We start from the raw sequence: 23,593 nt of genomic DNA, 5'->3' as shown, positions 1-23,593 counted from the left end.
GCAGCGTAGATGGCCCGGCCGGTTGTCTCACGAGGTGTCTCACGGACCGGACTGCGCGGCTCCGGATCAGCGTATGGGGCCGCCGTCGAACGGGCTGCGGGTGTCGGGGCCGGAGGCCGGTGGCCGGGCTGGGGTCGCGGGCGGCGGCTGCGGCGGCTGCTGCGGGGCGGGGCGGGACATCGGCTGCGGGGCGGACTGAGGCGCCGGGGCCGGCTGGGGCGGAAAGGGCGCCGGGGCCGGCTGTTGGGACACGGGCACCGGTTGCGGCACCACGGGATGCGGCATCGGCTGCGGCGTTGCGGGGGCGCACCCGGGGGCTGAGGCGTACGGCGCTGCGGGCGTCGGCCCGGGGACACCGGGCCGTGGCGTGGCGGGCGCGTACCCGGGGACGGCGGACCGCGGCGGGACGGGGGCCTGCCCCGGGGCGTGGACCACCTGCTGGGGATACGCCTGCAGAGGCTGGGCCTGCGGAGGCTGGGCCTGCGGCGAGTAAGCCTGCCTCCTGCCCGGCTCCCGCGAGACGGCACGGTCCATCACCTCGGCGGCGATCCGGGCCGCCGCCTCCCGCGTCCGCTCGCCCAGCAGTTCCGTCCGGATGGCGCCGCCCGCCGCCAGATGGCGGTCGTAAGGCAGCGGGAGCACAGCCGCTCCCCCGGCGCCCAGATGCTCGGCCGCCTTGCGCACATCGAGACCGGCATCGGGCGAGGAATGCGTGAGCACGACCACCGTGGTCGGCAGCAGGCCGGGGTGCAGCCCGCCGACCCAGTTCAGTACGGAGCGGGTTGCCGCCACGCCCTCCGGCGTTGCCGGGGTGACCAGCACCCGCGCCTGAGTGGTCACCAGGGCGGTGCGCGCCACCTCGGCGGGCAGCGTCTCGCAGTCGACGACGGTGGCGGCGAAGTGGTGGCGCAAGGAAGTCATCACGACCCGGTAGGCGTCCAGGTCCAACCGGGTGCCGATGGAACCCTGGCTGCCGGGCAGCAGCCAGCCGCCGCCCGCGAACGGCAGGAGATAGCCGGTCAGGTCCGTGATCAGCATCGACGGGTCGACGATCTCTGCCAGATCGCTGCCCGACCAGCGCACTTCCCGGGCGCCGAGGCGGTGCGGCAGCGTGCCCAGCGCCGGATCGGCCTCGACGGCGAGCACCGGGTCGGAGCGGTAGTGCGCGTAGGTGAGCGCCAAGAGGGCGGCGACGGTGGACTTGCCCGCACCGCCGCGGATGCTGGACACAGCGATCTGCCGGCCAGTGGTCACCTGCTGCTGGATGGCATACGCGGCCTGGGTGACGGCGGCCGTCTCGGCGGCCGGGGACGAGGCGAACACCCGGCGCAGCGCACGCCCGGCCCGCCGGGCCAGCGGGTCGCCACGCCGCGGTTTGGGCTGCCCGGCGGCCAGTTCGGGTGGCAGCAGGGGGACCGAGACGGGCGTGCGGGCCGGCAATCCGGAACGGCCGTAGCGGCCGGGGGCGGGAGCCGGTGGAGTGGTCGGCGGCGTGCCGGGGACGTGCGGTGCCAGGGGCGTCGGGGTGGACGCCTGCACTGCGGGCGCCGGCGGCACGGCCGGGGCCGGGTCCGGGGTGGCCAAGGCCGGAGCGGCCGGGGCTTGCGGGGGAACGGCGGGCCCCTGCACAGCCGGGGCAGCAGGCGCCGTCGGGGCGACTTCCGCCGGCTCCCCCTCCGCAGCCAACGCTGGCATCGGCCCGGCCCCGTCCCTCGCACCCGAATGCGTACTCACCGAACCGACACCCCCCTCCTGCTCCTTCAACGCCCGGCCCGGTCGACCGGGTTCCGCTCCCGTGCTCGTATTCGCTCCCGCGCTGGTATGTGCTCCGGCGCTCGCTTCCGCTGACATGTTCCCTCCGAAGCCTTCCGGGTCAGGATGCACCCAGCAGCAAGCTGTAGACCCCGAAGGTCCCCAGGGCCACCGGGATCAGCGCCACCACGCCGACCGACTCGACTAGATCCAGCCACCGCCGCAGCCGAGCCCCCAGGGACTCCGGCACCCGTACCGCGAGCGCCATAACCGGCAGCGCCGCCAGTACGCCCAGCACCACCAGGGCGCCGATCTGCCCGCCGCCGTCCGTCGCCCACAGCAGAACGAGCCGTACGCAGACGGCGGTTCCGGCCGCCAGCAGTGCGACGACCTCCACCGCCAGCGGATAGGCGCGGGCCCGCGAGAGCAGTACGACGCAGAGCAGCAGTGCGGCGAGCACGGTCCACAAACCGGGTGAGTCCACGGCCAGCACCCCCGCCGCGCCGGCCGAGGCTGCCATCGCCACCGTGGCCAGGGCCAGTCCCCGGTGGGTGGCGTCCAGTGCGGCCGCCACCTGGTGCCTGCTGACCGGCGTGCCACCGGAGCGCTGGTCGTCCAGCCGGGTCAGCCCGGCCGCCATCAGTGCGAGCCGCGGCAGATAACCGAGGACGAGAACGGAGACAAAGCCGAGCGCAACTCCCGTTCGGGCGGGGGTGGTCAGCGCGAGACCGAGTTCCCAGGCGCCGACCGCGAGCGCGATCGACGCCGCACCGGTCAGGCCGCCGCGCCCCAGTGGCGTACAGAGCCCGAGGAGCGCGAACACGGCGGCGACGGTCAGTCCTGCGGTGGCCAGCCGGGCGGCGCCACCGGAGACCGCCTGCCAGGCGGCGACGCCCCCGAGTGCGCCGCCGAGCAGCAACAGGGCGACAACCGGTGCGTGACGGCCCGGCCGTCCGGCCACCAGGCCGGTCACCGTGCCGGCGCCCGCGACGAGCACGGCGGCGCCACAGAGCCAGAGGGCGGTGCCTCCGCCCCCGTACCAGGTGACCGCGCAGATCCCGGTGGCCGCGGCGAGCAGCACGCTCGCCGTCACCGCCGTCCAGGCCCTGGTCCGTTCGCCCCAGCCCCAGCCGCGGATGTCGAGAGATCCGGTCGCCTCGTTGGTGAGGTCCGCCCCAACGGGATCCGGCACCAGCACCTGGCCGTCACAACCCTGCGCCATCGCCCCGCCTCTCCCGCTCTGCACCGCATCACCATACGGGCCCGCCGCCGCGCCCTGTCCACCATCGGCGGTAACGAGATAGCCACCAACCTGCGCCGATGCCGCGGCGGACGGGTGCCGAAGGTGGGGAAAACCCCACCACCGGCGCACCGGTCACCCCATGGCACCCGGAACCGCCTCCAGGCAGGCTGGGCGTATGACGGAGAGTTCCCGGCCCAGTGCCGCCGATGACGCCCTTGACGGCACCTCACCACCCCCGCCCACGGCAGCGCTCAGCGCCTTCACCTGGCGCGAGATCGCGTATCTGCTCTCCAATTTCCCCGTGGCCGTGGTCGCGTTCGTGGTGCTGGTGGTCTGGCTCGCGCTCGGGATCGGGCTGTCCGTCACCGTGATCGGGGTGCCGCTGCTGGCGACGGGCCTGGTGGCGTGCCGCCGGTACGGGAAAGTGGAACGCGCACGGGCGCGGGCGCAGCTCGGGGTGCGGGTCGACGAGCCGAGCCCGCTACGGGCGGCTGAGCAGGGCTTCGTCCCCTGGTTGTGGACGTGCCTGAAGGATCCGGTCGCCTGGCGGCACGCGCTGTTCGCGTTCATCCGGCTGCCCTGGGCCGTGCTCACCTTTTCGGTCACGCTCGTCTCGCTCTTCGTGGGCTGGCCGGTGCTGCCCTCGCTGGCGCGCCGGCTGTCGAACGTGGACCGGGCGATGGTGCGCGGACTGCTCTCGCCCTCCGACGAGTTGGAGCGGCGGATCGCCGAGCTGGAATCGGACCGGATGACGGTCACCGACACCGCCGCGGCCGATCTGCGGCGTATCGAGCGGGATCTGCACGACGGCGCGCAGGCCCGGCTGGTGGCGCTCGCCATGGGGCTCGGCCTGGCGAAGGAAAAGTTGCTGGTGGACCCGGATGCGGCGGCGGCGATGGTGGACGAGGCGCACGGTGAGGTGAAGCTGGCGCTGCAGGAGCTGCGGGACCTGGCCCGGGGCATCCATCCGGCGATCCTGACGGACCGGGGGCTCGGCCCGGCGCTGGCCTCGCTGGCCGGGCGCTGCACGGTGCGGGCCACGACCTCCGTGGACCTGGCCGAGCGGCCCGCGCCCGCCATCGAGGGGATCGCCTATTTCACCGTCTCCGAGCTGCTGCAGAACGTCTCGAAGCACAGCGCGGCGCGGCAGGCGTCCGTCGAGGTGTGGCGGGTCAAGGACCGGCTGCTGATCCAGGTGGAGGACGACGGGCGGGGCGGGGCGCGGCTGGACGGCGGCAGCGGAATGGCCGGGCTCGCCGAGCGGCTGGGGTCGGTGGACGGGCTGTTCGTGCTGGATTCGCCGGAGGGCGGACCGACGCGGGTGACGGCGGAGCTGCCGTGGCGGGCGCGTACGGGACAGGGCTGAGGGCGAGGCGCCGACGGGGCGAGGCGGGGGCTCCCTGGGCGGGCCGGCCGGGGCGGTGCAAGGACGGCCGGGGCGGGACGCCGGGCCCGGCCGGCGCGCGGTGGTGCGCTCGTCCTCAGCTGCGGGGGGGGGGGGTGGGGAAAACCCCAGGAGAAGAGTGCGCTGAACCTCATGGTGCGGGCGTCGTCGGCCACCGACGCTTGTCGTGGCGGAAAGAGCCGGAACACCTCCCGCACGGCAGAACGGACGACGAGACGATGGATACCGCATACGCACCGCAGCCCCGCGGCTCCCATGTGCCCGTGGGACTGCGCGCCCCGTTTTCCGGGCGCACCTGGCGCGAGTTCCTCTATCTCTTCCTCAGCCTCCCGATCTCGGCCGTGATGTTCAGCTACGCGATAGCGGTGATCTCACTCGGCGCCGGCCTGCTGATCACGTTCGTGGGCATCCCGGTGCTGGCCGGCGGGCTGGCCGGCAGCCGTGCCCTGGGCGTTGTCGAGCGCGGGCGGGCCCGCGCCCTGCTGGGGCTGGAGGTGGCCGAGCCGGAGCCGGTCCGCGCCGCCAAGCCGGGCCTGATGGGGTGGATCGGAGCCGTACTGAAGAGCGGCGTGTCCTGGCGACACCTCGTCTACTCCTTCCTCCACTTCCCCTGGGCGCTGTTCGCCTTCGTCTTCTCGACGACTTTCTGGTCCGTCGGCTGGGGCCTGCTGACCTATCCGCTGTGGAGGTGGACGTTCCCCGCGTATCTCGGCCGGCCCGGCATCCAGCTGTGGGGCGACGGCAACGGCTTCTACCTGAGCACCCCCCTGGAGATCGGGCTCACCAGCGTCATCGGGCTGCTGCTCGTGCTGGCCGGGCCATGGCTGATCCGCGGGCTGACGCAGGTGGACCGGGTGATGGTTCACGGCCTGCTGGGGCCGTCCTCCCTCGCCGGCCGGGTCTGGGAGCTGGAGTCGGACCGCGGGGTGGCGGTCGATACCGCGGCGGCCGATCTGCGGCGTATCGAGCGGGATCTGCACGACGGCGCGCAGGCGCGGCTCGTCTCGCTCGCCATGGAGCTGGGCCTGGCCAAGGAGAAGCTGGCCCAGGACCCGGACGCCGCCCTGCAGATGGTGGACGAGGCACACGGCGAGGTGAAGGCCGCGCTGCAGGAGTTGCGGGACCTGGCCCGCGGTATCCACCCGGCGATTCTGACCGACCGGGGGCTGGGCCCGGCGCTGTCGGCGCTGTCCGCGCGGTGCGCGGTGCCGGTCACCGTGACCGTCGATCTGGACCGCAGGCCCGCCCCCGCGATCGAGGGCATCGCCTACGTCACCGTCTCCGAGCTGCTGCGGAACGTCTCCCAGCACGCCCAGGCCACCCGCGCCACGGTCGATGTCCGGCACACCGCGGATCGGATCGTGCTGCAGGTGACGGACAACGGCCGGGGCGGCGCGACGACCGAAGCGGGCAGTGGTCTGGCGGGCCTGGCGGAGCGGCTCGGCTCGGTGGACGGCCGGCTGGCCGTGAATTCCCCGGAAGGCGGCCCGACCTCCCTGTCCGCCGAGCTGCCGTGGCGGAGCCGGTAGCGGCCGGGTAGCCGACGGCCCGGGCCGGGACGGAGGTCCGGCCCAGGCCACAGCCCGCGCACCCCGCACCGCCGCCCCTCCTGCCTCGTCGTCTGCCCCTCCGCCCGCCTCTCCCCCGCGCCGAATCCGCGGCTCTCGCCGCACCGCACCCCGGATCCTGGAATGCTGGGGGCGCAGGGCGGCGTTGTACGAGGTACGGGGGAATCTGAGCCGTGGAGGACAGGGTGCGGGTGGTCATCGCCGAGGATTCGGTGCTGCTGCGGGAGGGCCTGACGCGGTTGCTCACCGACCTCGGGCACGACGTCGTGGCCGGCGTCGGAGACGCCGAGGCGCTGATCAAGGTGATCGCGGAGCTGGCGGCCGAGAGCGCGCTGCCGGATGTGGTGGTGGCCGACGTACGGATGCCGCCGACGCATACCGACGAGGGGGTGCGGGCCGCGATCCGGCTGCGCCGGGACCACCCGGATCTGGGGGTGCTGGTGCTCTCCCAGTACGTCGAGGAGCAGTACGCGACGGAGCTGCTGGCCGGTTCGAGCCGGGGCATCGGCTATCTGCTCAAGGACCGGGTCGCCGAGGTCCGGGAGTTCGTGGACGCCGTGGTCCGGGTCGCCGGGGGCGGCACCGCGCTGGATCCGGAAGTGGTGGCACAGCTGCTCGGCCGGAGCCGCAAGCAGGACGTACTGGCGAATCTGACGCCCAGGGAACGGGAGGTGCTGGGGCTGATGGCCGAGGGCCGGACGAATTCCGCGATCGCCCGGCAGCTGGTGGTCAGCGACGGCGCGGTGGAAAAGCACGTCAGCAACATCTTTCCGAAACTGGGCCTTTCCCAGAGTGACGGGGATCACCGTCGCGTGCTCGCGGTGCTCGCCTATATCAACTCATGAACATCTGACAGCCTGTCAGATACGCAGGCCGGAGGAACGCCCATCCGGGCCCAGGACTTTAGACCTAGAACTATTGGACGAAGTCCGGAGCGTCACGAAGAAGGGGTAATGGGGGCGGTGATTTCATGACAAACCATGCCAGCGCGACGTCCCATCCCGTCGTCCACCATGTGATCGCCTCAGGGAAGGCGACCCTTACCCACGTACGATGGATATGGGACAACCGGTCGGTATGACACGTCCCGAGCCCTGCCTCCGGCGGGGATGCCGCACCCCTCGAGGGAGGTCCGAAGCAGTGACCAGCCAGGTCAGTAGCCCAGCCGAGAAGACCGACGGTGCGCTTGTCGGGGAACAGCGCGCGCCCGGTGACGGCGGCGGAGGCAAGGAAATCCGGCGCCTGGACCGGGTGATCATCCGGTTCGCCGGAGACTCCGGTGACGGTATGCAGCTCACCGGCGACCGGTTCACCTCCGAGACGGCGTCGTTCGGCAACGACCTGTCGACGCTGCCGAACTTCCCCGCCGAGATCCGGGCACCTGCCGGCACCCTGCCGGGCGTCTCCAGCTTCCAGTTGCACTTCGCCGACCACGACATCCTCACCCCCGGGGACGCCCCGAACGTGCTGGTGGCGATGAACCCGGCGGCCCTGAAGGCGAATATCGCGGATGTCCCGCGGGGCGCGGAGATCATCGTCAACACCGACGAGTTCACCAAGCGCCCGATGGCGAAGGTCGGCTATGCGACCAGCCCGCTGGAGGACGGCTCTCTGGAGGCGTACAACGTCCACCCGGTGCCGCTGACGACGCTCACCATCGAGGCACTCAAGGAATTCGGGCTCTCCCGCAAGGAGGCCGAGCGCAGCAAGAACATGTTCGCGCTGGGCCTGCTGTCGTGGATGTACCACCGGCCGACGGAGGGCACCGAGAAGTTCCTGCGGTCGAAGTTCGCGAAGAAGCCGGATATCGCGGAGGCGAATGTCACGGCCTTCCGGGCGGGCTGGAACTTCGGCGAGACCACCGAGGACTTCGCGACGTCCTACGAGGTCGCCCCGGCCACCAAGGCCTTCCCGACCGGCACCTACCGCAACATCTCCGGCAACCTCGCGCTCTCCTACGGGCTGGTCGCCGCGAGCCGGCAGGCGGACCTGCCGCTCTACCTGGGCTCGTACCCGATCACCCCGGCCTCCGACATCCTGCATGAGCTCTCCAAGCACAAGAACTTCGGTGTGCGGACGTTCCAGGCGGAGGACGAGATCGCCGGTATCGGCGCGGCACTGGGCGCGGCGTTCGGCGGTGCCCTCGCGGTGACCACCACCTCGGGCCCCGGCGTGGCGCTGAAGTCGGAGACCATCGGCCTGGCCGTCAGCCTCGAACTCCCGCTGCTGATCGTGGACATCCAGCGTGGCGGACCCTCGACGGGCCTGCCCACCAAGACCGAGCAGGCCGACCTGCTGCAGGCGATGTACGGGCGCAACGGCGAGGCCCCGGTGCCGATCGTGGCGCCCAAGACACCCGCCGACTGCTTCGACGCGGCCCTGGACGCGGCCCGCATCGCGCTGACCTACCGCACCCCGGTCTTCCTGCTCTCCGACGGCTATCTGGCCAACGGCTCCGAGCCCTGGCGGATCCCCGACGTCGGTGAACTCCCCGACCTGCGCGTCCAGTTCACCTCCGGCCCCAACCACCGGCTGGCGGACGGCACCGAGGTGTTCTGGCCCTACAAGCGCGATGAGCAGACCCTGGCCCGCCCCTGGGCGGTGCCGGGCACGCCGGGCCTGGAGCACCGTATCGGCGGCATCGAGAAGCAGGACGGCACGGGCAACATCTCCTACGACCCGGCCAACCACGACTTCATGGTCCGCACCCGCCAGGCGAAGATCGACGGCATCGAGGTCCCGGACATCGAGGTCGACGACCCGTCCGGCGAGGCCAACACCCTCGTCCTGGGCTGGGGTTCGACGTACGGCCCCATCACCGCGGCGGTACGGCGCGTAAGGGGCGCAGGGGAGCACATCGCCCAGGCGCATCTGCGCCATCTCAACCCCTTCCCGGGGAATCTCGGCGAGGTCCTGGGGCGTTACGACAACGTGATCGTGCCGGAGATGAACCTCGGACAGCTCAGCACCCTGGTGCGCGCCAAGTACCTCGTGGACGCGCGCTCGCACACCCAGGTCAGCGGAATGCCGTTCAAGGCCGAGCAGCTCGCGGAGGTCTTTAAGGAGGCCATCAATGACTGAGACGATCCCGGAGAGGCCCGCTCAGTTCGAGGCCCTCTCCCTCGTGCCCAAGGCCGACGCCAAGCAGTCCATGAAGGACTTCAAGTCCGACCAGGAAGTGCGCTGGTGTCCCGGCTGCGGTGACTACGCCGTCCTCGCCGCCGTGCAGGGCTTCATGCCCGAGCTCGGCCTGGCGAAGGAAAACATCGTCTTCGTCTCCGGCATCGGCTGCTCCTCCCGCTTCCCGTACTACATGAACACCTACGGGATGCACTCCATCCACGGCCGCGCCCCGGCCATCGCCACGGGCCTGGCCTCCTCGCGGCGCGACCTGTCGGTGTGGGTCGTCACCGGTGACGGCGATGCGCTGTCCATCGGCGGCAATCACCTCATCCACGCCCTGCGGCGCAACGTCAACCTCAAGATCCTGCTGTTCAACAACCGGATCTACGGCCTGACCAAGGGCCAGTACAGCCCCACCTCCGAGATCGGCAAGATCACCAAGTCGACGCCGATGGGCTCGCTGGACGCGCCCTTCAACCCGGTCTCGCTGGCGCTCGGCGCCGAGGCGTCCTTCGTGGCCCGCACCGTCGACTCCGACCGCAAGCACCTCACCTCGGTGCTGCGCGAGGCCGCCGCCCACCCCGGTACGGCGCTGGTGGAGATCTACCAGAACTGCAACATCTTCAACGACGGCGCCTTCGAGGTCCTCAAGGACAAGGAGAAGGCCCAGGAGGCGGTCATCCGCCTGGAGCACGGCCAGCCGATCCGGTTCGGGGCGCCGGCCCCCGACGGCTTCGGTTCGAAGGGCGTGGTCCGTGACCCGGCCACCGGCGACCTCAAAATCATCGACGTCAGGGAGGAGGGCACCGGCGGTGTGCTGGTACACGACGCGCACAACCCGTCGCCCACCACGGCCTTCGCGCTCTCCCGGCTCGCCGACCCCGACACCCTGCACCACACCCCCATCGGTGTGCTGCGCAATGTCGAGCGCCCGGTCTACGACAGCCTGATGTCCGAGCAGCTCGACGCCGCCATCGAGCAGAAGGGCAAGGGCGACCTCGCCTCCCTGCTGGCCGGCAATGACACCTGGACCGTCGTCGGCTGACCGGCCCCGACGGCGCCCCCGCGGGTGCCCGTACCCGAGCGCCCCACGGCGCTCCGGTACGGGCACCCGTTCGTCGTTCCGTGGCCTTCGTTCCGACCGCGGCGCGTCTCTTCTGCACGACACGCGCGGGTGCCATGCTGGCGGCCTTCCACTCGCCAGGGGGTAGGCATGAGCTACGTCGTCACCGGCGCGACCGGGGCGCTGGGCAGGCTCGTCATCGAGGCGCTGCTGACGCGCAGCGCACCGGGCGAGATCACCGCGGTCGCCCGGGACGGGGCCAAGGCGGCGGAGTTCGCGGCGCGTGGTGTCGAGGTGCGGATCGCGGACTACGGCCGGCCCGAGACCCTCCAGGACGTCTTCACCGCCGGCGACCGGGTGCTGTTCGTCTCCGGTAACGAGGCCGGGCAGCGTCTCGCCCAGCACCGTGCCGTCATCGACGCCGCGCGCGAGGCGGGCGTCGCGCTGCTCGCGTACACCAGCGTGCTGGGCGGGCCGGCCGCCACTTTCTTGATCGCCGAGGAGCACATCGCCACCGAGCAGGCGCTGCTCGCGTCCGGCGTGCCCTACTGCCTGCTGCGCAACGGCTGGTACCACGAGAACTACACCGGGGCGCTGGCCACCACCCTGGAGACCGGCGCGGTCGTCGGCAGCGCGAACGGCGGCCGGGTGGCCACCGCAGCACGCCGCGACTATGCCGAGGCGGCCGCCGCCGTGCTGACCGGCAGCGGCCAGGAGAACTCCGTGTACGAGCTGAGCGGCGACACCGCGTGGACGATGGCCGAGTACGCGGCCGAGGTGTCCCGGCAGACCGGCCGGAAGATCCCGTACCGGGACCTCTCCCAGGAGCGGTATGTGGCGCTGCTGGTCGACGCGGGCGTACCGGCGCTGGGGGCGCAGATGGTCGCGGACGCGGACGCCGCGATCGCCCGTGGCGAGCTGGCCTCCACCCCCGGCGACCTGGCCCGTCTCCTCGGCCGCCCGACCACGCCCCTCGCCGAGGCGATCACCGGCGCCCTCAGGGAGCTGCGCCTGTCATGACCGTATTCCGATACGGGCATGACAGCGGGGTCCTGCGGCGCTACCTTCGCTGAGTCGACGCAGCACCACCGGGAGGGTTCCTTGCAGCCTCGAACCGATCAGCGCACGGGACTCACCCTCGGCCTGGCCGCGTACACCATGTGGGGCCTGCTGCCCCTCTACTGGCATCTGCTGGACGCCGCCTCGCCGTCCGAGATCCTGGCCCACCGCATGGTGTGGTCGCTGCCCGTCGCCGTCGTCATCCTGGCCGTGCTGCGCCGCTGGGCCTGGATACCCCCGCTGCTGCGGCAGCCCAAGCGGCTCGGGCTGATCCTGGTCTGCGCCCTGGTCATCTCGCTGAACTGGTTCCTCTACATCTGGGCCGTCAATGCCGGGCACGTTCTCGAAGCCTCGCTCGGATACTTCATCAACCCGCTGGTCAGCATCGCGTTCGGCGTTCTGGTGCTGCGCGAGCGGCTGCGGCCGATGCAGTGGACGGCGGTGTGCGTCGGGGCCCTCGCGGTCGTCGTGATGACCGTCGCCTACGGCAAGGTGCCCTGGATCGCGCTCGGTCTGGCCTTCTCGTTCGCGACGTACGGCCTGGCCAAGAAGGGCATCAAGCTCGACGGCATCGAGGGCTTCAGCGCGGAGACGGCGATGCAGCTGCTGCCCGCGCTGGGCTTCCTGATCTTCCTCGGCACCCGCGGCGAGTCCACCTTCCTCACGGGCGGGCCGGGCCAGGCGCTGCTGCTCGCGGCGTGCGGCATCGCGACGGCGGTACCGCTGATCTGCTTCGGCGCGTCGGCGATGCGGCTGCCGCTGGTGACGATCGGGATGATGCAGTATCTGGCGCCGACGTTTCAGTTCGTGCTGGGTCTGACGGTCTTCCAGGAGAAGATGCCGCCCGAGCGCTGGGCGGGATTCGCGCTGGTCTGGCTGGCCCTGTGCCTGCTGACCTGGGACGCGCTGCGGACGGTACGGCGGGCGCGGGCAGCGCTGGCCGTTGCGGGGGCGCGCGCGGGCGAAGCGGCCGCGGAGGCGGCGCTGGCCGAGGCGCAGCAGTCGGCGGCCCGGACGGAGCCGGCCGTCGCCGACCCCGCCCCTCGCATCACGCCGTGATGTCCCGCGTGGTGAACCGCGCCCAGGCCGCCGAGCCGAACACGACCGCATACAGCGCCTGCAGGCCTATGTTCTTCTGCAGCTGGTCCCAGTAGACGGGGTCACGCAGCAGGTCCGCGAAGGACAGCCAGTAGTGCGGGAAAAGATACGGCTGGATGGCGTGCAGCTGCGGGATCGTGTCCAGGATCTGCACGGTGATCAGCAGGCCGACCGTGGTCGCCATCGCCGCGATTCCGCTGCTGGTGAGCGTCGAGATGAACAGGCCGACGGCGGCCACCCCGATGAGGGAGAGCGCCACCACGCCCGCGATGGCCAGCGCGCGCAGCAGCCCCTCGGCGAACGATATGGACGTGCCGGAGAGCAGGGTGACGTCGCCCAGCGGGAAGAGAAGGGCGCCGGTCGCCAGCGCCGAGAGCGCCACGACCAGGGTCGCCACCAGGCAGAACGTCATGGTCGTGGCGTATTTGACCAGCAGCAGGCGGGTACGGCCTGCGGGGGCGACGAGGAGATAGCGCAACGTCCCGGCACTGGCCTCGCCCGCCAGGGAGTCGCCCGCGATCACGCCGATGGCCATCGGCAGGAAGAACGGCAGCGTCACGGCGAGCGACGTGAAGACCAGGAAGAGGCCGTTGTTGGTGACCTGGGAGATGAACGCCGGGCCGCCTTCACCGCCACCGCCCGACGGTCCGCCGTCACCGGTCTCGATCTTCACGGCGATGCCGACCAGGACCGGCACTCCCGCAAGCACCGCCAGCAGCGCGAGGGTGCGCCAGCGCCGGAACGTCGTACCGATCTCGCTGCGCAGCAGGCCCAGCGACCACAGCGGTCGGGGGCGGCGCAGCACCGCCTCAGCCTGCGACATCGAAGCCCTCCCCGGTCAGATGGACAAAGACGTCCTCCAGTGAGACACGCTCGGTGCCGAAGCCGCGGACACGTACGCCGGCATGGACGAGCGCGGCGTTGACATCCGCCGGCTCCCAGCCGTCCTGCCCTTCCGGTGCGGCAGCGGGCAGTTCGCCGCTCACCCGGTCGTCGGTGACCTGAAGGTCAGTCACGCCCTGCTCCTTCAGGACGCGCGCCGCCTCGGCCGCGTCCGGTGTCATCACCGTCAGCCTTCCGCTGCCACGAGAGTCGAGGACCGTGGCGGAGAGGTCGGCGACCGTGCCCTGTGTGATGAGGCGGCCGCGGGCCATCACGGCGGCGTGCGTGCAGACCTGCTCGATCTCGTCGAGGAGGTGCGAGGAGAGGAAGACCGTGGTGCCGTCCGCCGCCAGCTCGCGGATCAGGGCGCGGATCTCCCGCATGCCCTGCGGGTCGAGGCCGTTCGTCGGCTCATCGAGAACCAGCAGCTCACGGGGCTGGAGCAGGGCGGAGGCCAGCCCGAGGCGCTGCTTCATCCCGAGGGAGTAGGCCCGCGCCTTCTTGCCGGCCGCGGCGGCCAGCCCCACCCGCTCCAGGGCACGCCCGACCCGCTCGGCACGGGTGCGGGGATCGGCGGTCGGGTCGGCCGCGTCGAAGCGCAGCAGATTGTCGCGGCCGCTGAGGAAGCCGTAGAGAGCCGGGCCCTCGATCAGGGCGCCGACCCGGGGCAGTACCCGTCGGCTCGCGCCGGGCATGGGCGCGCCCAGGACCCGGGCGCTGCCGGCGGTCGGTTCGATCAGGCCCATCAGCATGCGGATGGTGGTGGTCTTGCCGGAGCCGTTGGGGCCGAGGAAGCCGAAGACGCTGCCGCGCGGTACGGAGAGCTCCAGGCCGTCGACGGCGAGCTGGCCGCCGCGGTACGCCTTGGTCAGCCCGCGGGTCTCGATCACGTGGTCCCCGGCGGGCGGGGCCGCGCGCTCGGAACCCGCGGCGGGTGGCGGTGGCATCGGCTCCCCCAACTCATGGCGTACGGCGTGATGTCAGACGTACGGGCTGCGCCGCGCCCCCGGACGGGAGGCGCGGCGAACCCTTGGTTGTGCTCCCGTGGCCCGTTACTTCGCGGCGTTGGCCGCGTCGATCAGGGCCTGCTTGTCGACGGCACCGACGTAGACCGTGCCGTTGTCCGTTATCAGGGCATTGACCAGGCGGGTGCTGAAGACCCGGCCGGAGCCGAAGGATCCGGTCACCTTGTCGCCGATGCTGTCGAGGAACTTGCCCGCGTCACCGGCGGCGCCCTTGTCCTTGCCGGCGGGCAGGCCGGAGCCGGAGCCCTTGATCGTGGCGATGGACGTCCAGCCCTTGCCGATGACGTTCAGCCCACCGTTGTGCTTGAAGTCCTTCAGGCCCTTTCGGTCCGCGAAGTCCTTGCCGTGCCGCCGCTCCGCCGTCGCGCGCTCCTTGTCGGCGTCGACGACCTTGGCGCCCTTGGGAGGCGTGAAGGAGAAGGAGCTCGCGGCGGGCTTGGCGAAGTCGACGTTGGTGTAGCCGACGTCGACCGCGGCCGCGCCACCGCTCTTGGGCGTCAGGGTGAACTTCAGCGGGACGCCGTTGTCGGCGTCCACCGCTATCCGGATCGAGCCGACCGTCGAGGCGGACTGCTTGGGCTTGATGAGGAGCTGGTAGGCATCCCGCCCGGCGACCCGCGCGGTGCCGTCGACCGTGACCGAGGTGGTCTCGCCCGCCGCCTTCAGGGCCTCCTTGGCAAGGTCCTGCGGCGTGGCGTTCTTCAGGTCCTCGGGCAGATCCCTGGGCCCGTGATGCTGCTTGCCGGCCCGGCCGTGCCCGTTCGCCTTGCTGTGCACGGCGGTGTTGCTGCCGCTGTCGTACGCCCAGACCTGGTCGCCGTTGTGGATGATGCTGTATTCGGCGGCCTTGTCCACGATGGACACCCGCTGCTTGTCGGGGCCGTCGGCGGCGACGCGCAGCGTGTGCGCACCGGACGCCAGCTCCATCAGCTTGTTCTGCGGGGACGCGGACGCCCCGTCCTTGCCCTTCTCCCCGCCGCTGCGGTCCGCGCCGCCGAAGGCTCCGGCGCCGGCGCCGCCGGGCAGGGACGGCAGGCCGAGGTCGGTGGTGACCCGCACCGTGCCGGACAGCTGCTGGACATCGGACTTGGCGATTTTCGCTATCAGGTCCTGAGCCGAGATCTTGGGCAGGTCGGGAGAACCGGAGCCGGCGAACGCCGGGACCAGCCCGATCGTGGCCGCCGCCACCCCTGCCACCGCGACCGGTACGCCGTACCGCACCGCCTTACGGCGCCTCGGCGAGCGCCCCCCGTCCCATTCCTCGGTGCCCTCTGTCGGTTCGTTCCGTGGCATGTGCCCTACCTCCGTCGTATGCGGCGGTTTTCGCGCGATGCACTCGTCCACCCCTAGGGCTCATTGTGGCCCGTCCGCCGCGTTGTGGTGCTTCCCATCCCACCAAATCGACGCAGACATGGCGTCAGCCCGCGGGTCCAACTCGTCGTACTGCTGAGGGATGACGCCCGGTCACCGTGCGGCGGTTCATGTACGCCGCGAGGCTGATCATTCCCTAGGGGATGCCGCGGGGCATCACGGAGCGGCATCACGGAGCGGCATCACGGAGCGGCATCACGGAGCGGCATCACGGAGCGGCATCACGGAGCGGCATCACGGAGCGGCATCACGGGGCGGCATACCAAGGGTTGAGATCCGGGACCGGCCGGTCTCGGCCGGTCCCCGGCACGGGTCTCAGCCGGCGCGGTGCACCACGGTGTCGCACAGCCCTTCCAGCGCCGCCTTGGCCGTGCACGACGGCAGCGGCGCCAGCGTCGCGCGGGCCTGCTCGGCGTAGCGCACGGTGTCGCGGCGGGCCTGCTCCAGCGCCGGGTGGGCGCGCAGCCCGGCCAGCGCCTCGGCGTGCCGGGCGTCGTCGGTGAGGTCCCCGGCCAGCAGTTCGCACAGCGCCCGGTCCTCGGCCGTACCGGACTCGCCTTCGGCCTGCGCGCGCAGCCGCAGCACCGGCAGCGTCGGGATGCCCTCACGCAGGTCCGTACCCGGCGTCTTGCCCGACTCGTGGGAGTCGCTGGCGATGTCCAGGACGTCGTCGGCCAGCTGGAAGGCGGTGCCCAGCCGCTCGCCGTACTGGGTGAGGATGTTGACCACCGACTCGTCGGCGCCGGACATCATCGCGCCGAAGCGGCCCGCGACGGCGATCAGCGAGCCGGTCTTGCCCGCGATGACGTCCAGGTAGTGGTCGATCGGGTCGCGGCCGTCGCGGGGCCCGGCGGTCTCCAGGATCTGGCCGGTCACCAGGCGTTCGAACGCCTCGGCTTGGATCCGGACCGCCTCGGGCCCGAGGTCGGCCAGGATGTGCGAGGCGCGGGCGAAGAGGAAGTCGCCGGTGAGGACGGCAACGGAGTTGCCCCAGCGGGCGTTGGCGCTGGCCACGCCGCGGCGCACATCGGCCTCGTCCATCACGTCGTCGTGATAGAGCGTCGCCAGATGCGTCAGCTCCACGACCACGGCCGAGGGCACCACACCGGGGCTGTACGGATCGCCGAACTGCGCGGCCAGCATCGCCAGCAGCGGCCGGAACCGCTTGCCACCGGCGCGCACCAGATGCTGCGCGGCCTCGGTGATGAACGGCACGTCGCTCTTGGTGGCCTCCAGCAGGCCCTCCTCGACAGCGGCCAACCCGGCCTGGACATCGGCCTCAAGAGCCTGGTCCCGCACGCTCAGCCCAATAGGCCCGACGACGGTCACGAGGGGTACTCCTGTCTGCTGACGATCAAACGGAATGTCGATCTGTCGCTGTCTCCACCACTGGCCAGCGTATCCGGTCGCAGTTCGATCACCGTGAGCGCCCGCCCCCCGAACCACCCGGCCAGCACACCGACCCGCGGAGCGGTATGTTCCAGATCACCGTGCGACGGAAGTTTGCAAACGAAAAGAAGAGGTGCTGCTCGCGCCGGTCGTCGCCGCCGTCTGGGTCAAGATGGGCCGCCGCCAGCCGCATGCCTCCCGCAAGATCGCCTACGGCGTGATCCTGGGCGGCCTGTCGTTCCTGGTGATGGTTCCGGCCACCACCGGGCGCAGCGGCGACTGGATGATGGCCGCCTGGTGGCCTCGTACACCCTGCTCGGCCTCGGCGACATCCTGCGTCAGCGAGTCGCATCCGCCGGCCACCGTCTATCAGGAGCTACCGGGCCGCTGGGTGGGCGACGCCTCCTGGCCCTCGCCCCGGGTGACGCCGAGCGCGTACCCGCTACCGGGCGGGCGGCCCCAGCTGGTGCGCTCGCCTCAGCACACCGGTGTGGACGCGGGCCGCTTCTTCCCGTTCGGCAATGCCGCCGATCTGCCGCCCGACCAGCGTGAAGAGGACGGCCGCTCGGTCTGCTTCGACCTGCCCGAACTCACCGAGCGCACCGAGATCCTCGGCCGCCCCCGGGTGCGGCTACGGCTGACCTCACAGGCCAGGCGCGGCCAGGTCATCGCCCGCATCTGCGATGTCGCCCCCGACGGCTCCTCGACGCTGGTCACCAGGGGCGTCCTCAACCTCCTTGCCCGGCACGGCCGGGACCGCGCCGTCGAGTGGGAACCGGGCGCCACCGAGGACGTCACGTTCGAACTGAACGGCATCGGGCACGCCTTCCCGCCCGGCCACCGCATCCGCCTCGCGCTGTCCTCCGCCTACTGGCCGTGGATCTGGCCGCATCCGGAGACCTCCGGCTGGACCGTCGACCCGGCGGCCTCCGTCCTCGAACTCCCGGTCCGCGCCGAGGGATCCGACGGCCCGCCGGTCACCTTCGAGCCACCCGAGCAGGCCGAACCGCTGGGCGTGGTCTTCCCGCAGGCCACCGCGCCGCGGCCGGAGCGCCAAGTGGTCCGCGATGTCGCCGCCGCGGCATGGACCCTGGAGGTCGACCCGCGCTACGGCGGCACCCGCGTCTATCCGGACGGCCTGGAATTCACCGAGGACGCCCTGGAGACGTACCGGATCCGCAGCACCGACCCGACCAGCGCGCACACCCACTCCACCTGGTCGGTACGGCTGCGCCGCCCGGCCATCGGGTGGGACGTACGGATCGCGACCACCTCGGAGATCACGGCGGACGAGGGCGATTTCCGCACCCGCAACGAGATCGTCTGCCACGACGGCGTCCAGGAGGTCTTCCGGCGGACCTGGCACCGGCGGATTCCCCGTACGGCGGGCTGAGGCCGGCCGGGCGTACGGCCTCACAGGGGCCGGCCCGGCGTACGGCCTCACCCGTACGCCCGCGCCACCGCCCGCGCCAGCCGGGGCGAGGCGAACTCCGTGCCGCAGACGAACCGCATCACCGGGCCGAACGACGCGGCGGCCGGCAGCCCCGTGAAGTACAGCCCCGGTACGGACGAGCCGAACCCGCCGTCCAGGAGGGGACCACCCGCGCGTACCGCGATCTCGCCGCGCAGCTCCTGGCCCAGGAAGTCCAGCGCCGCCAACCGCATCCGGTAGCCGGTGGCGGCCAGCACATGGTCGGCGGTGACCTCGCCGCCGATGCCGTCCGCGCCGCGTAGCGCCAGCACCGGATGGCCGTCGCGGACCCGCGCACGCACGATCCGCCGCCCCTGGGTGACCGACACCCGCCCCAGAAAGCGGTCCCGCAGCCACCATGCGCCCAGCGGGCCCAGCACCCGGCGCACCAGGAACCGCCGTGCGGGCACGGGAAGATGGCGGAAGGCGCCCGCGTAATACGTCACCGCATACAGCGACCAGGCATTCCCGAACGGCGTCCGCGGCCGCCACCGGGGCTGCCCGTCCGGCGGCGCGCCGAAGCCCACCGCCGCGCTCCCGCGCGCCACCACCTGCACGGACGCCGCGCCGCCCTCCACCAGGAGGACCGCGCTCTCCAGGGCCGACTGCCCGGCGCCGACGACCACCACGTCCCGGCCGGCCAGCGCCGACAGATCGTGGTGCTGTGAACTGTGCGAGACGGGCCCCGCGGCACACGGCCCCTCCGGGACCGCGGCCGCCAACTCCGGTGGCAGATACGCGATCCCGCTCGGCCCCGTGGCGACCACCACGGCCCGCGCCGCGGCCGGCTCCCCGCTGTCCAGCTTCAGCTCGAAACCGTCGGCCGCCCGGTCCACCGAGATCACCCGGACCCGCTCCAGATCCGGGACGAGTCGCCGCTGCACCCACTCCCCGTACCGGGCGAACGTCTCCACAGGGATGACGTCCCAGTCGGTGGCGTAGCGCCCCTCCCCGGTGGCCGCGCAGAAGTCGCCGAGGGCGTGCCCGGCCTGCGGGACATCGATGCTGGACGCGGCCGGGGGCGACTTGAGCAGCATGCCCGCGGGCATCTGCGCCCGCCAGCTCGCCATGGGCTGCCCGAATACCCGCACCGGCAGGCCACGCGCCCGAAGATGCGCGGCCGTCGACAGGCCGTACGGTCCGGCGCCGATGACCGCCACCGGAGTCCTCGACTTACTCACACCGGTCGCCTCTCCTGTGGATGGTGGACCGTATCGCCGTCCCGGCGGTCCGTCGGCCGTCCTGCCACCCGGTGCGGCTGTGCCGGTGGACCGGCCGGCGGGGCAGATCCGGCGCCGGACGGGGAATCCGGACGGGGGATCCGGACGGGGGATCCGGACGGGGGATCCGGACGGGGGATCCGGACGGGGGAAAAGAGCGCTTCGGCAAGGGCGGGGGCATGCTCGGCGATCAGCACGGCCGCTTCCTCGTCCGTCGGGATCAGCACCGTCGGCCGGCCGGGCTCCGCACGCCCCGTCGCGGGCCACACACATCGGCCCGTCAGATTGCGGGACACCGCGGCGGGCGGGCACCGGCCCTCGGTCACGGAATGCATCGGCACCCCGAGCCACCCCCGGCTGCGGATCGCTCCGACGCCGCCGTGGTGCAGGGGGTGCTCACCGATCGTGACAATCAGCCCCGGAACGCTTCGGCCGACCGCGAGCCGTGCGCCACTACGAGCCACTTTCCCCCCAACGGAATCGGCCCCGCCCGGGTGCCTCCCGGCTCGTACCAGCAACGGACGCTAGGCCCGAATTGCGTGGTACGGCAAGGGTTTTCCGGACATTGGGGGTGGTGGGGAGGGGTGAGCCGGCGCCTGCGCGGGGCGGCGTGTGCTGGGCGTGCGCCCGGCTCGGGGGCTGTTCGACGGACGCTTGTTACGTCGGCTCGGAGGCGGGTGCGCGGCGCGTTCGGGGAGCGGTCCGGCAGCCGGCTCGTGCGCGGAGCGCTTCGGCGGTTGCTGTGGCAGCAGTTGCTGTGGCAGCAGTTGCTGTGGCAGTCGTTCGTCGGTCGCTTCGGCAGTCGCTGCGGCGGTCGGCGCGAGGCCGGATCCGGCCGAATCCGGCCGAATCCGGGGCCGAATCGAAGGCCGAATCGAGGGCCGACTCGGCGGTTATCCACAGGCTCCCCCGCCGCGTTGCACCCCGCCGTACTCTGATCTTCGGACCGACCGGCCACGGACCGGACGGCCCGCCGACCGACCGGCCCGGCCGCCCACCGGCGACGACGAAGCGAGGAGCTGTCCATGCCCGAGCAGAGCCCGTTCGACCTGGCAGAAGGCGATCCCTTCGGCCCTTACACCCTCCCCTACGGCGTCTTCAGCACGGCCGACGCACCCGACCGGCGCAAGCTCGGCGTCCGCTACGGCCGCCATGTCCTCGACCTGAGCGCGCTGCCGAGCGCACTGCCCACCGTCGTGCGACCGCCGCATGCCGCGCTGCTCGCCGCACCGACCCTCACCCCACTGCTGGCCGCCGGACGCGCCGTCTGGCAAGAGGTCCGCGCGGCCATCCGCACCGCCGTCACCGATCCCGAGCACCACACCAAGGTGACACCGCTCTTCCATCCCCTGGACGAGGTGACCCTCCACCTCCCCTTCGAGGTCGCCGACTACGTCGACTTCTACTCCAGCGAGCACCACGCCACCAACGTCGGCCGGATCTTCCGCCCCGACGGCGCGGCGCTGCCCCCCAACTGGAAGCATCTGCCGATCGGTTACCACGGCCGGGCCGGCACCGTTGTCGTCACCGGCACCCCGGTGGTACGCCCCAACGGCCAGCGCAAGGCCCCGGCAGACGCCGTACCGACCTTCGGCCCCTCCACCCGCCTCGACATCGAGGCCGAGGTCGGCTTCGTCGTAGGCACCCCTTCCACGTACACCGAACCGGTGGGTCTCGGCGCCTTCCGCGACCACGTCTTCGGCGTCTGTCTCGTCAACGACTGGTCCGCGCGCGATATCCAGGCCTGGGAATATCAGCCGCTCGGCCCCTTCCTCGGCAAGTCCTTCGCCACCTCCGTCTCCGCCTGGATCACTCCGCTCGACGCCTTCGACGAGGCCCGTACGGCACCGCCCGCCCGGGACTTCCCGCTCCTCCCCTACCTCGATGACTCGGACGTCGAGCCGGGCGGCATCGATATCCGCATCGAGGTGGCCCTCAACGGCCGGCCACTCTCCCGCCCGCCGTTCTCCGCGATGTACTGGACGGCCGCCCAGCAGCTGGCCCATATGACGGTCAACGGCGCCTCGCTGCGCACCGGCGATCTGTTCGCCTCCGGCACCGTGTCCGGCCCCGAGCCCGACCAGCTCGGCTGTCTCCTGGAAATCACCGAGGGCAAGGGCCCCTACCTCCAGGACGGCGACGAAGTCACCCTCACCGCCTGGGCGCCTGGCCCCGATGGCGCCCGGATCGGCCTGGGCGAGGTCACCGGACGCGTCCTGCCGGCGCCCGAGCTGAGCGCGGTTCCGGCTGCGGCCCCGGCAGGGGCGGCGGACGCGGGTTCCGCCGTACCCTCCCCGACATCCCGGGACGCCACATGACAGGCACGCAAGGCCCCGGTGCGCCCGCCCTCACCCTGCCCGAGGAACTGCTGCTGCTCGCCCTGGACCCGGTCCGCGGCCGCCCCGTAAGCAACCCCAGGTACCTGCGCTACGGCCTGGCGGGCGCGGCGCTGGCCGACCTGGAGGCCGCCGGTCGGATCGCCGTCGAGCGCGGCGACCGGGTATCGGTGACCAATCCGCTGCCGATGGGCGACCCGGTGCTGGACGGCGCGCTCGCCGCGCTGCCCGACCCGGGCAAGAACCGCAGCGCCGGCGTCAAAGCCCGCCGCTGGGTACGCACCGCAGCCCGGCCGGTGCACGAACTGTGTCTGCGGCGCCTGGAGGAGCGTGGCGCGATACGCCGGGAGCCGCGGCGTGTCCTCGGCCTCTTCCCGTACGACCGCTTCCCCGCCGGCCCGGCCGACCTGACCGGCCCGGCCCGCGCCCGCTTCCGGTCCGCGATCGACGCCCACCTCCCCGACCACCGCAGCCGCCTCCTGGCCGCCTTTGCCTCGGTCACCGACCTGGACACCAAACTCCTGCCCGGCGGGTCCTTCCGCGCCCAGCGCCGCGACCTCAAACGTCTCGCCAGACAGGAGTGGGCCGCCAACGCGGCGTACCACGCCGTCCAGCACGACAAGAACGCGGCATCGAATGCGGGAGGTGGGACATAGGCGGACAGAGCGCCGGCGGGCAAGGCCGCCGCGGAGAAGTCGGCCCGCAGAGCCCGGTCAGTGGGGCCGCGGGCAGCATGTAAGGGCCGCGGTCCGGTGCGGCTCTGGTGCGGTGCGAGCACGGAGCGGTGCCGGTGCGATCCCGGTCCAGTGCGGGCACGGTGTGGTGCGGGCACGGTGCGGTGCGGGCACGGTGCGGTGCGGCGCGGGCACGGACTGGTGCCCACACGAACCGGCGCGGTCACGGGGCGGTGGGGGCACGAACCGGTGCCCGCCGGGCACCAGCGAAGTACCGCGCCACCGCCCCCACCCCACCCCCCTGCTGCTACCCTCACCCCTCCCTGTCCCACAACGGAGGAGACGTACGTGCGCAAGGCAGCGCAGATCGCCGGGGCGGCGGCCATCGCCGCGATGCTGCTCAGCGGTTGCGGAAGCAGCGGCGACAAGGGCAGCAACAGCACGCCGAGCAATGCGCCGGAGAGTACGCCGTCGACTCCGGGCGGGGGCGACAAGACCGCGGGCGGCAAGGCGTTCGAGGGTGCCTGGAAGGCCGGGTCGGCCGACAGTCCGCTGGTCCTCGTGATCACCAAGGGCACCGTCGCGTTCGCAGACGGGCACAAGACCGCCTGTATGGGCAAGGTCCAGGAGATGGCCGGCACGACGATGGCCGCCCTGACGTGCACCAAGGGTGACAACACCCGCACCATGGGCACCCTCAAGCCCAGCTCGGACGGTAAGACCCTGACGGTCGACTGGCGGAACGGGCCCACCGAGAAGTACACCAAGTCCACCGATGGCAGCGTGAAGATCCCGGACATGCCGAAGCTGCCGGGCATGCCCAGCAGCTGACCGGTCACACAGCCAACGGCCGCCGCCCGGAACCCTCTTGGGGTTCCGGGCGGCGGCCGTTGTGGCAGGTATCGGCGGTGCGG

At 72.1% G+C, this 23,593-nt stretch carries 17 protein-coding genes and 2 pseudogenes; 12 read left to right on the top strand and 7 right to left on the bottom strand.

Going from position 1 to position 23,593, the window contains the following annotated elements; all coding sequences use genetic code 11:
• Positions 1–66: 66 nt before the first annotated feature.
• Entirely contained in the window at positions 67–1,584 is a 1,518-nt protein-coding gene (locus ACZ4S3_RS34585) for a hypothetical protein (protein ID WP_467941751.1), read from the bottom strand.
• 289 nt (positions 1,585–1,873) lie between these two features.
• Positions 1,874–2,998, bottom strand: coding sequence for a ubiquitin family protein (locus tag ACZ4S3_RS34580; RefSeq protein WP_467941750.1), 1,125 nt, complete (start codon positions 2,996–2,998; stop codon positions 1,874–1,876).
• 172 nt (positions 2,999–3,170) lie between these two features.
• On the opposite strand from ACZ4S3_RS34580, the gene ACZ4S3_RS34575 reads away from it, so the two are divergent.
• The 7 genes from ACZ4S3_RS34575 (at position 3,171) to rarD (ending at position 12,272) form a co-directional block, all read left to right on the top strand.
• On the top strand, positions 3,171–4,361 hold the full coding sequence (locus ACZ4S3_RS34575) for a sensor histidine kinase (RefSeq protein WP_467941748.1): 1,191 nt from the start codon (positions 3,171–3,173) through the stop codon (positions 4,359–4,361).
• Between the two features lie 257 nt (positions 4,362–4,618).
• Complete coding sequence (locus tag ACZ4S3_RS34570; RefSeq protein WP_467941746.1) at positions 4,619–5,929, top strand: sensor histidine kinase; 1,311 nt, start codon at positions 4,619–4,621, stop codon at positions 5,927–5,929.
• Between the two features lie 224 nt (positions 5,930–6,153).
• Positions 6,154–6,813, top strand: a complete 660-nt coding sequence (locus tag ACZ4S3_RS34565) for a LuxR C-terminal-related transcriptional regulator (RefSeq protein WP_467941844.1) — start codon at positions 6,154–6,156, stop codon at positions 6,811–6,813.
• A 295-nt stretch (positions 6,814–7,108) separates the two neighbouring features.
• Positions 7,109–9,049, top strand: a complete 1,941-nt coding sequence (locus ACZ4S3_RS34560) for a 2-oxoacid:acceptor oxidoreductase subunit alpha (RefSeq protein WP_467941744.1) — start codon at positions 7,109–7,111, stop codon at positions 9,047–9,049.
• Positions 9,042–10,136, top strand: coding sequence for a 2-oxoacid:ferredoxin oxidoreductase subunit beta (locus ACZ4S3_RS34555; protein WP_467941742.1), 1,095 nt, complete (start codon positions 9,042–9,044; stop codon positions 10,134–10,136). The genes ACZ4S3_RS34560 and ACZ4S3_RS34555 overlap by 8 nt, the downstream gene beginning before the upstream one ends.
• A gap of 168 nt (positions 10,137–10,304) precedes the next feature.
• Positions 10,305–11,174, top strand: a complete 870-nt coding sequence (locus ACZ4S3_RS34550) for an SDR family oxidoreductase (protein WP_467941740.1) — start codon at positions 10,305–10,307, stop codon at positions 11,172–11,174.
• 81 nt (positions 11,175–11,255) lie between these two features.
• Positions 11,256–12,272, top strand: coding sequence for an EamA family transporter RarD (rarD, locus tag ACZ4S3_RS34545; protein ID WP_467941738.1), 1,017 nt, complete (start codon positions 11,256–11,258; stop codon positions 12,270–12,272).
• Here the strand turns inward: rarD and ACZ4S3_RS34540 are convergent.
• From ACZ4S3_RS34540 to ACZ4S3_RS34525, 4 genes are all read right to left on the bottom strand, one after another.
• Positions 12,262–13,134 (bottom strand): ABC transporter permease, encoded by an 873-nt coding sequence (locus tag ACZ4S3_RS34540; RefSeq protein ID WP_467941736.1) that lies wholly within the window; start codon positions 13,132–13,134, stop codon positions 12,262–12,264. The genes rarD and ACZ4S3_RS34540 overlap by 11 nt on opposite strands.
• Positions 13,121–14,140 (bottom strand): ABC transporter ATP-binding protein, encoded by a 1,020-nt coding sequence (locus ACZ4S3_RS34535; RefSeq protein ID WP_467941734.1) that lies wholly within the window; start codon positions 14,138–14,140, stop codon positions 13,121–13,123. The genes ACZ4S3_RS34540 and ACZ4S3_RS34535 overlap by 14 nt, the downstream gene beginning before the upstream one ends.
• A 105-nt stretch (positions 14,141–14,245) precedes the next feature.
• Positions 14,246–15,511 carry a LolA family protein gene (locus ACZ4S3_RS34530; RefSeq protein WP_467941732.1) on the bottom strand — a complete coding sequence of 422 codons (1,266 nt, stop codon included), beginning with the start codon at positions 15,509–15,511 and terminating at the stop codon, positions 14,246–14,248.
• 393 nt (positions 15,512–15,904) lie between these two features.
• Positions 15,905–16,918 (bottom strand): polyprenyl synthetase family protein, encoded by a 1,014-nt coding sequence (locus ACZ4S3_RS34525; protein ID WP_467941730.1) that lies wholly within the window; start codon positions 16,916–16,918, stop codon positions 15,905–15,907.
• Positions 16,919–17,108: 190 nt separating this feature from the next.
• Here ACZ4S3_RS34525 and ACZ4S3_RS34520 point away from each other — a divergent pair.
• Both ACZ4S3_RS34520 and ACZ4S3_RS34515 read left to right on the top strand, forming a co-directional pair.
• Positions 17,109–17,314: pseudogene (locus tag ACZ4S3_RS34520) on the top strand (peptide MFS transporter); the annotation flags it as partial.
• A pseudogene (locus ACZ4S3_RS34515) lies at positions 17,310–18,371 on the top strand (CocE/NonD family hydrolase C-terminal non-catalytic domain-containing protein); the annotation flags it as partial. The pseudogenes ACZ4S3_RS34520 and ACZ4S3_RS34515, both read left to right, overlap by 5 nt.
• Positions 18,372–18,418: 47 nt before the next feature.
• Here the strand turns inward: ACZ4S3_RS34515 and ACZ4S3_RS34510 are convergent.
• A complete protein-coding gene (locus ACZ4S3_RS34510; protein ID WP_467941728.1) occupies positions 18,419–19,630 on the bottom strand; it encodes an FAD-dependent oxidoreductase in 1,212 nt (403 codons plus the stop codon).
• 1,064 nt (positions 19,631–20,694) lie between these two features.
• Here ACZ4S3_RS34510 and fahA point away from each other — a divergent pair.
• From fahA to ACZ4S3_RS34495, 3 genes are all read left to right on the top strand, one after another.
• Positions 20,695–21,987: a fumarylacetoacetase gene (fahA, locus tag ACZ4S3_RS34505; protein ID WP_467941726.1), complete on the top strand. Its 1,293-nt coding sequence runs from the start codon at positions 20,695–20,697 to the stop codon at positions 21,985–21,987.
• A complete protein-coding gene (locus tag ACZ4S3_RS34500; protein WP_467941724.1) occupies positions 21,984–22,661 on the top strand; it encodes a GOLPH3/VPS74 family protein in 678 nt (225 codons plus the stop codon). Before fahA ends, ACZ4S3_RS34500 begins: the two co-directional genes overlap by 4 nt.
• A gap of 366 nt (positions 22,662–23,027) precedes the next feature.
• Positions 23,028–23,510, top strand: coding sequence for a hypothetical protein (locus ACZ4S3_RS34495; RefSeq protein ID WP_467941722.1), 483 nt, complete (start codon positions 23,028–23,030; stop codon positions 23,508–23,510).
• Positions 23,511–23,593: the final 83 nt, after the last annotated feature.

This window comes from Streptomyces sp. NPDC028368 (genome assembly GCF_055565615.1).
The sequence above is the reverse complement of the archived record's forward strand: the minus strand, read 5'-3'. Positions and strand labels throughout refer to the sequence as shown.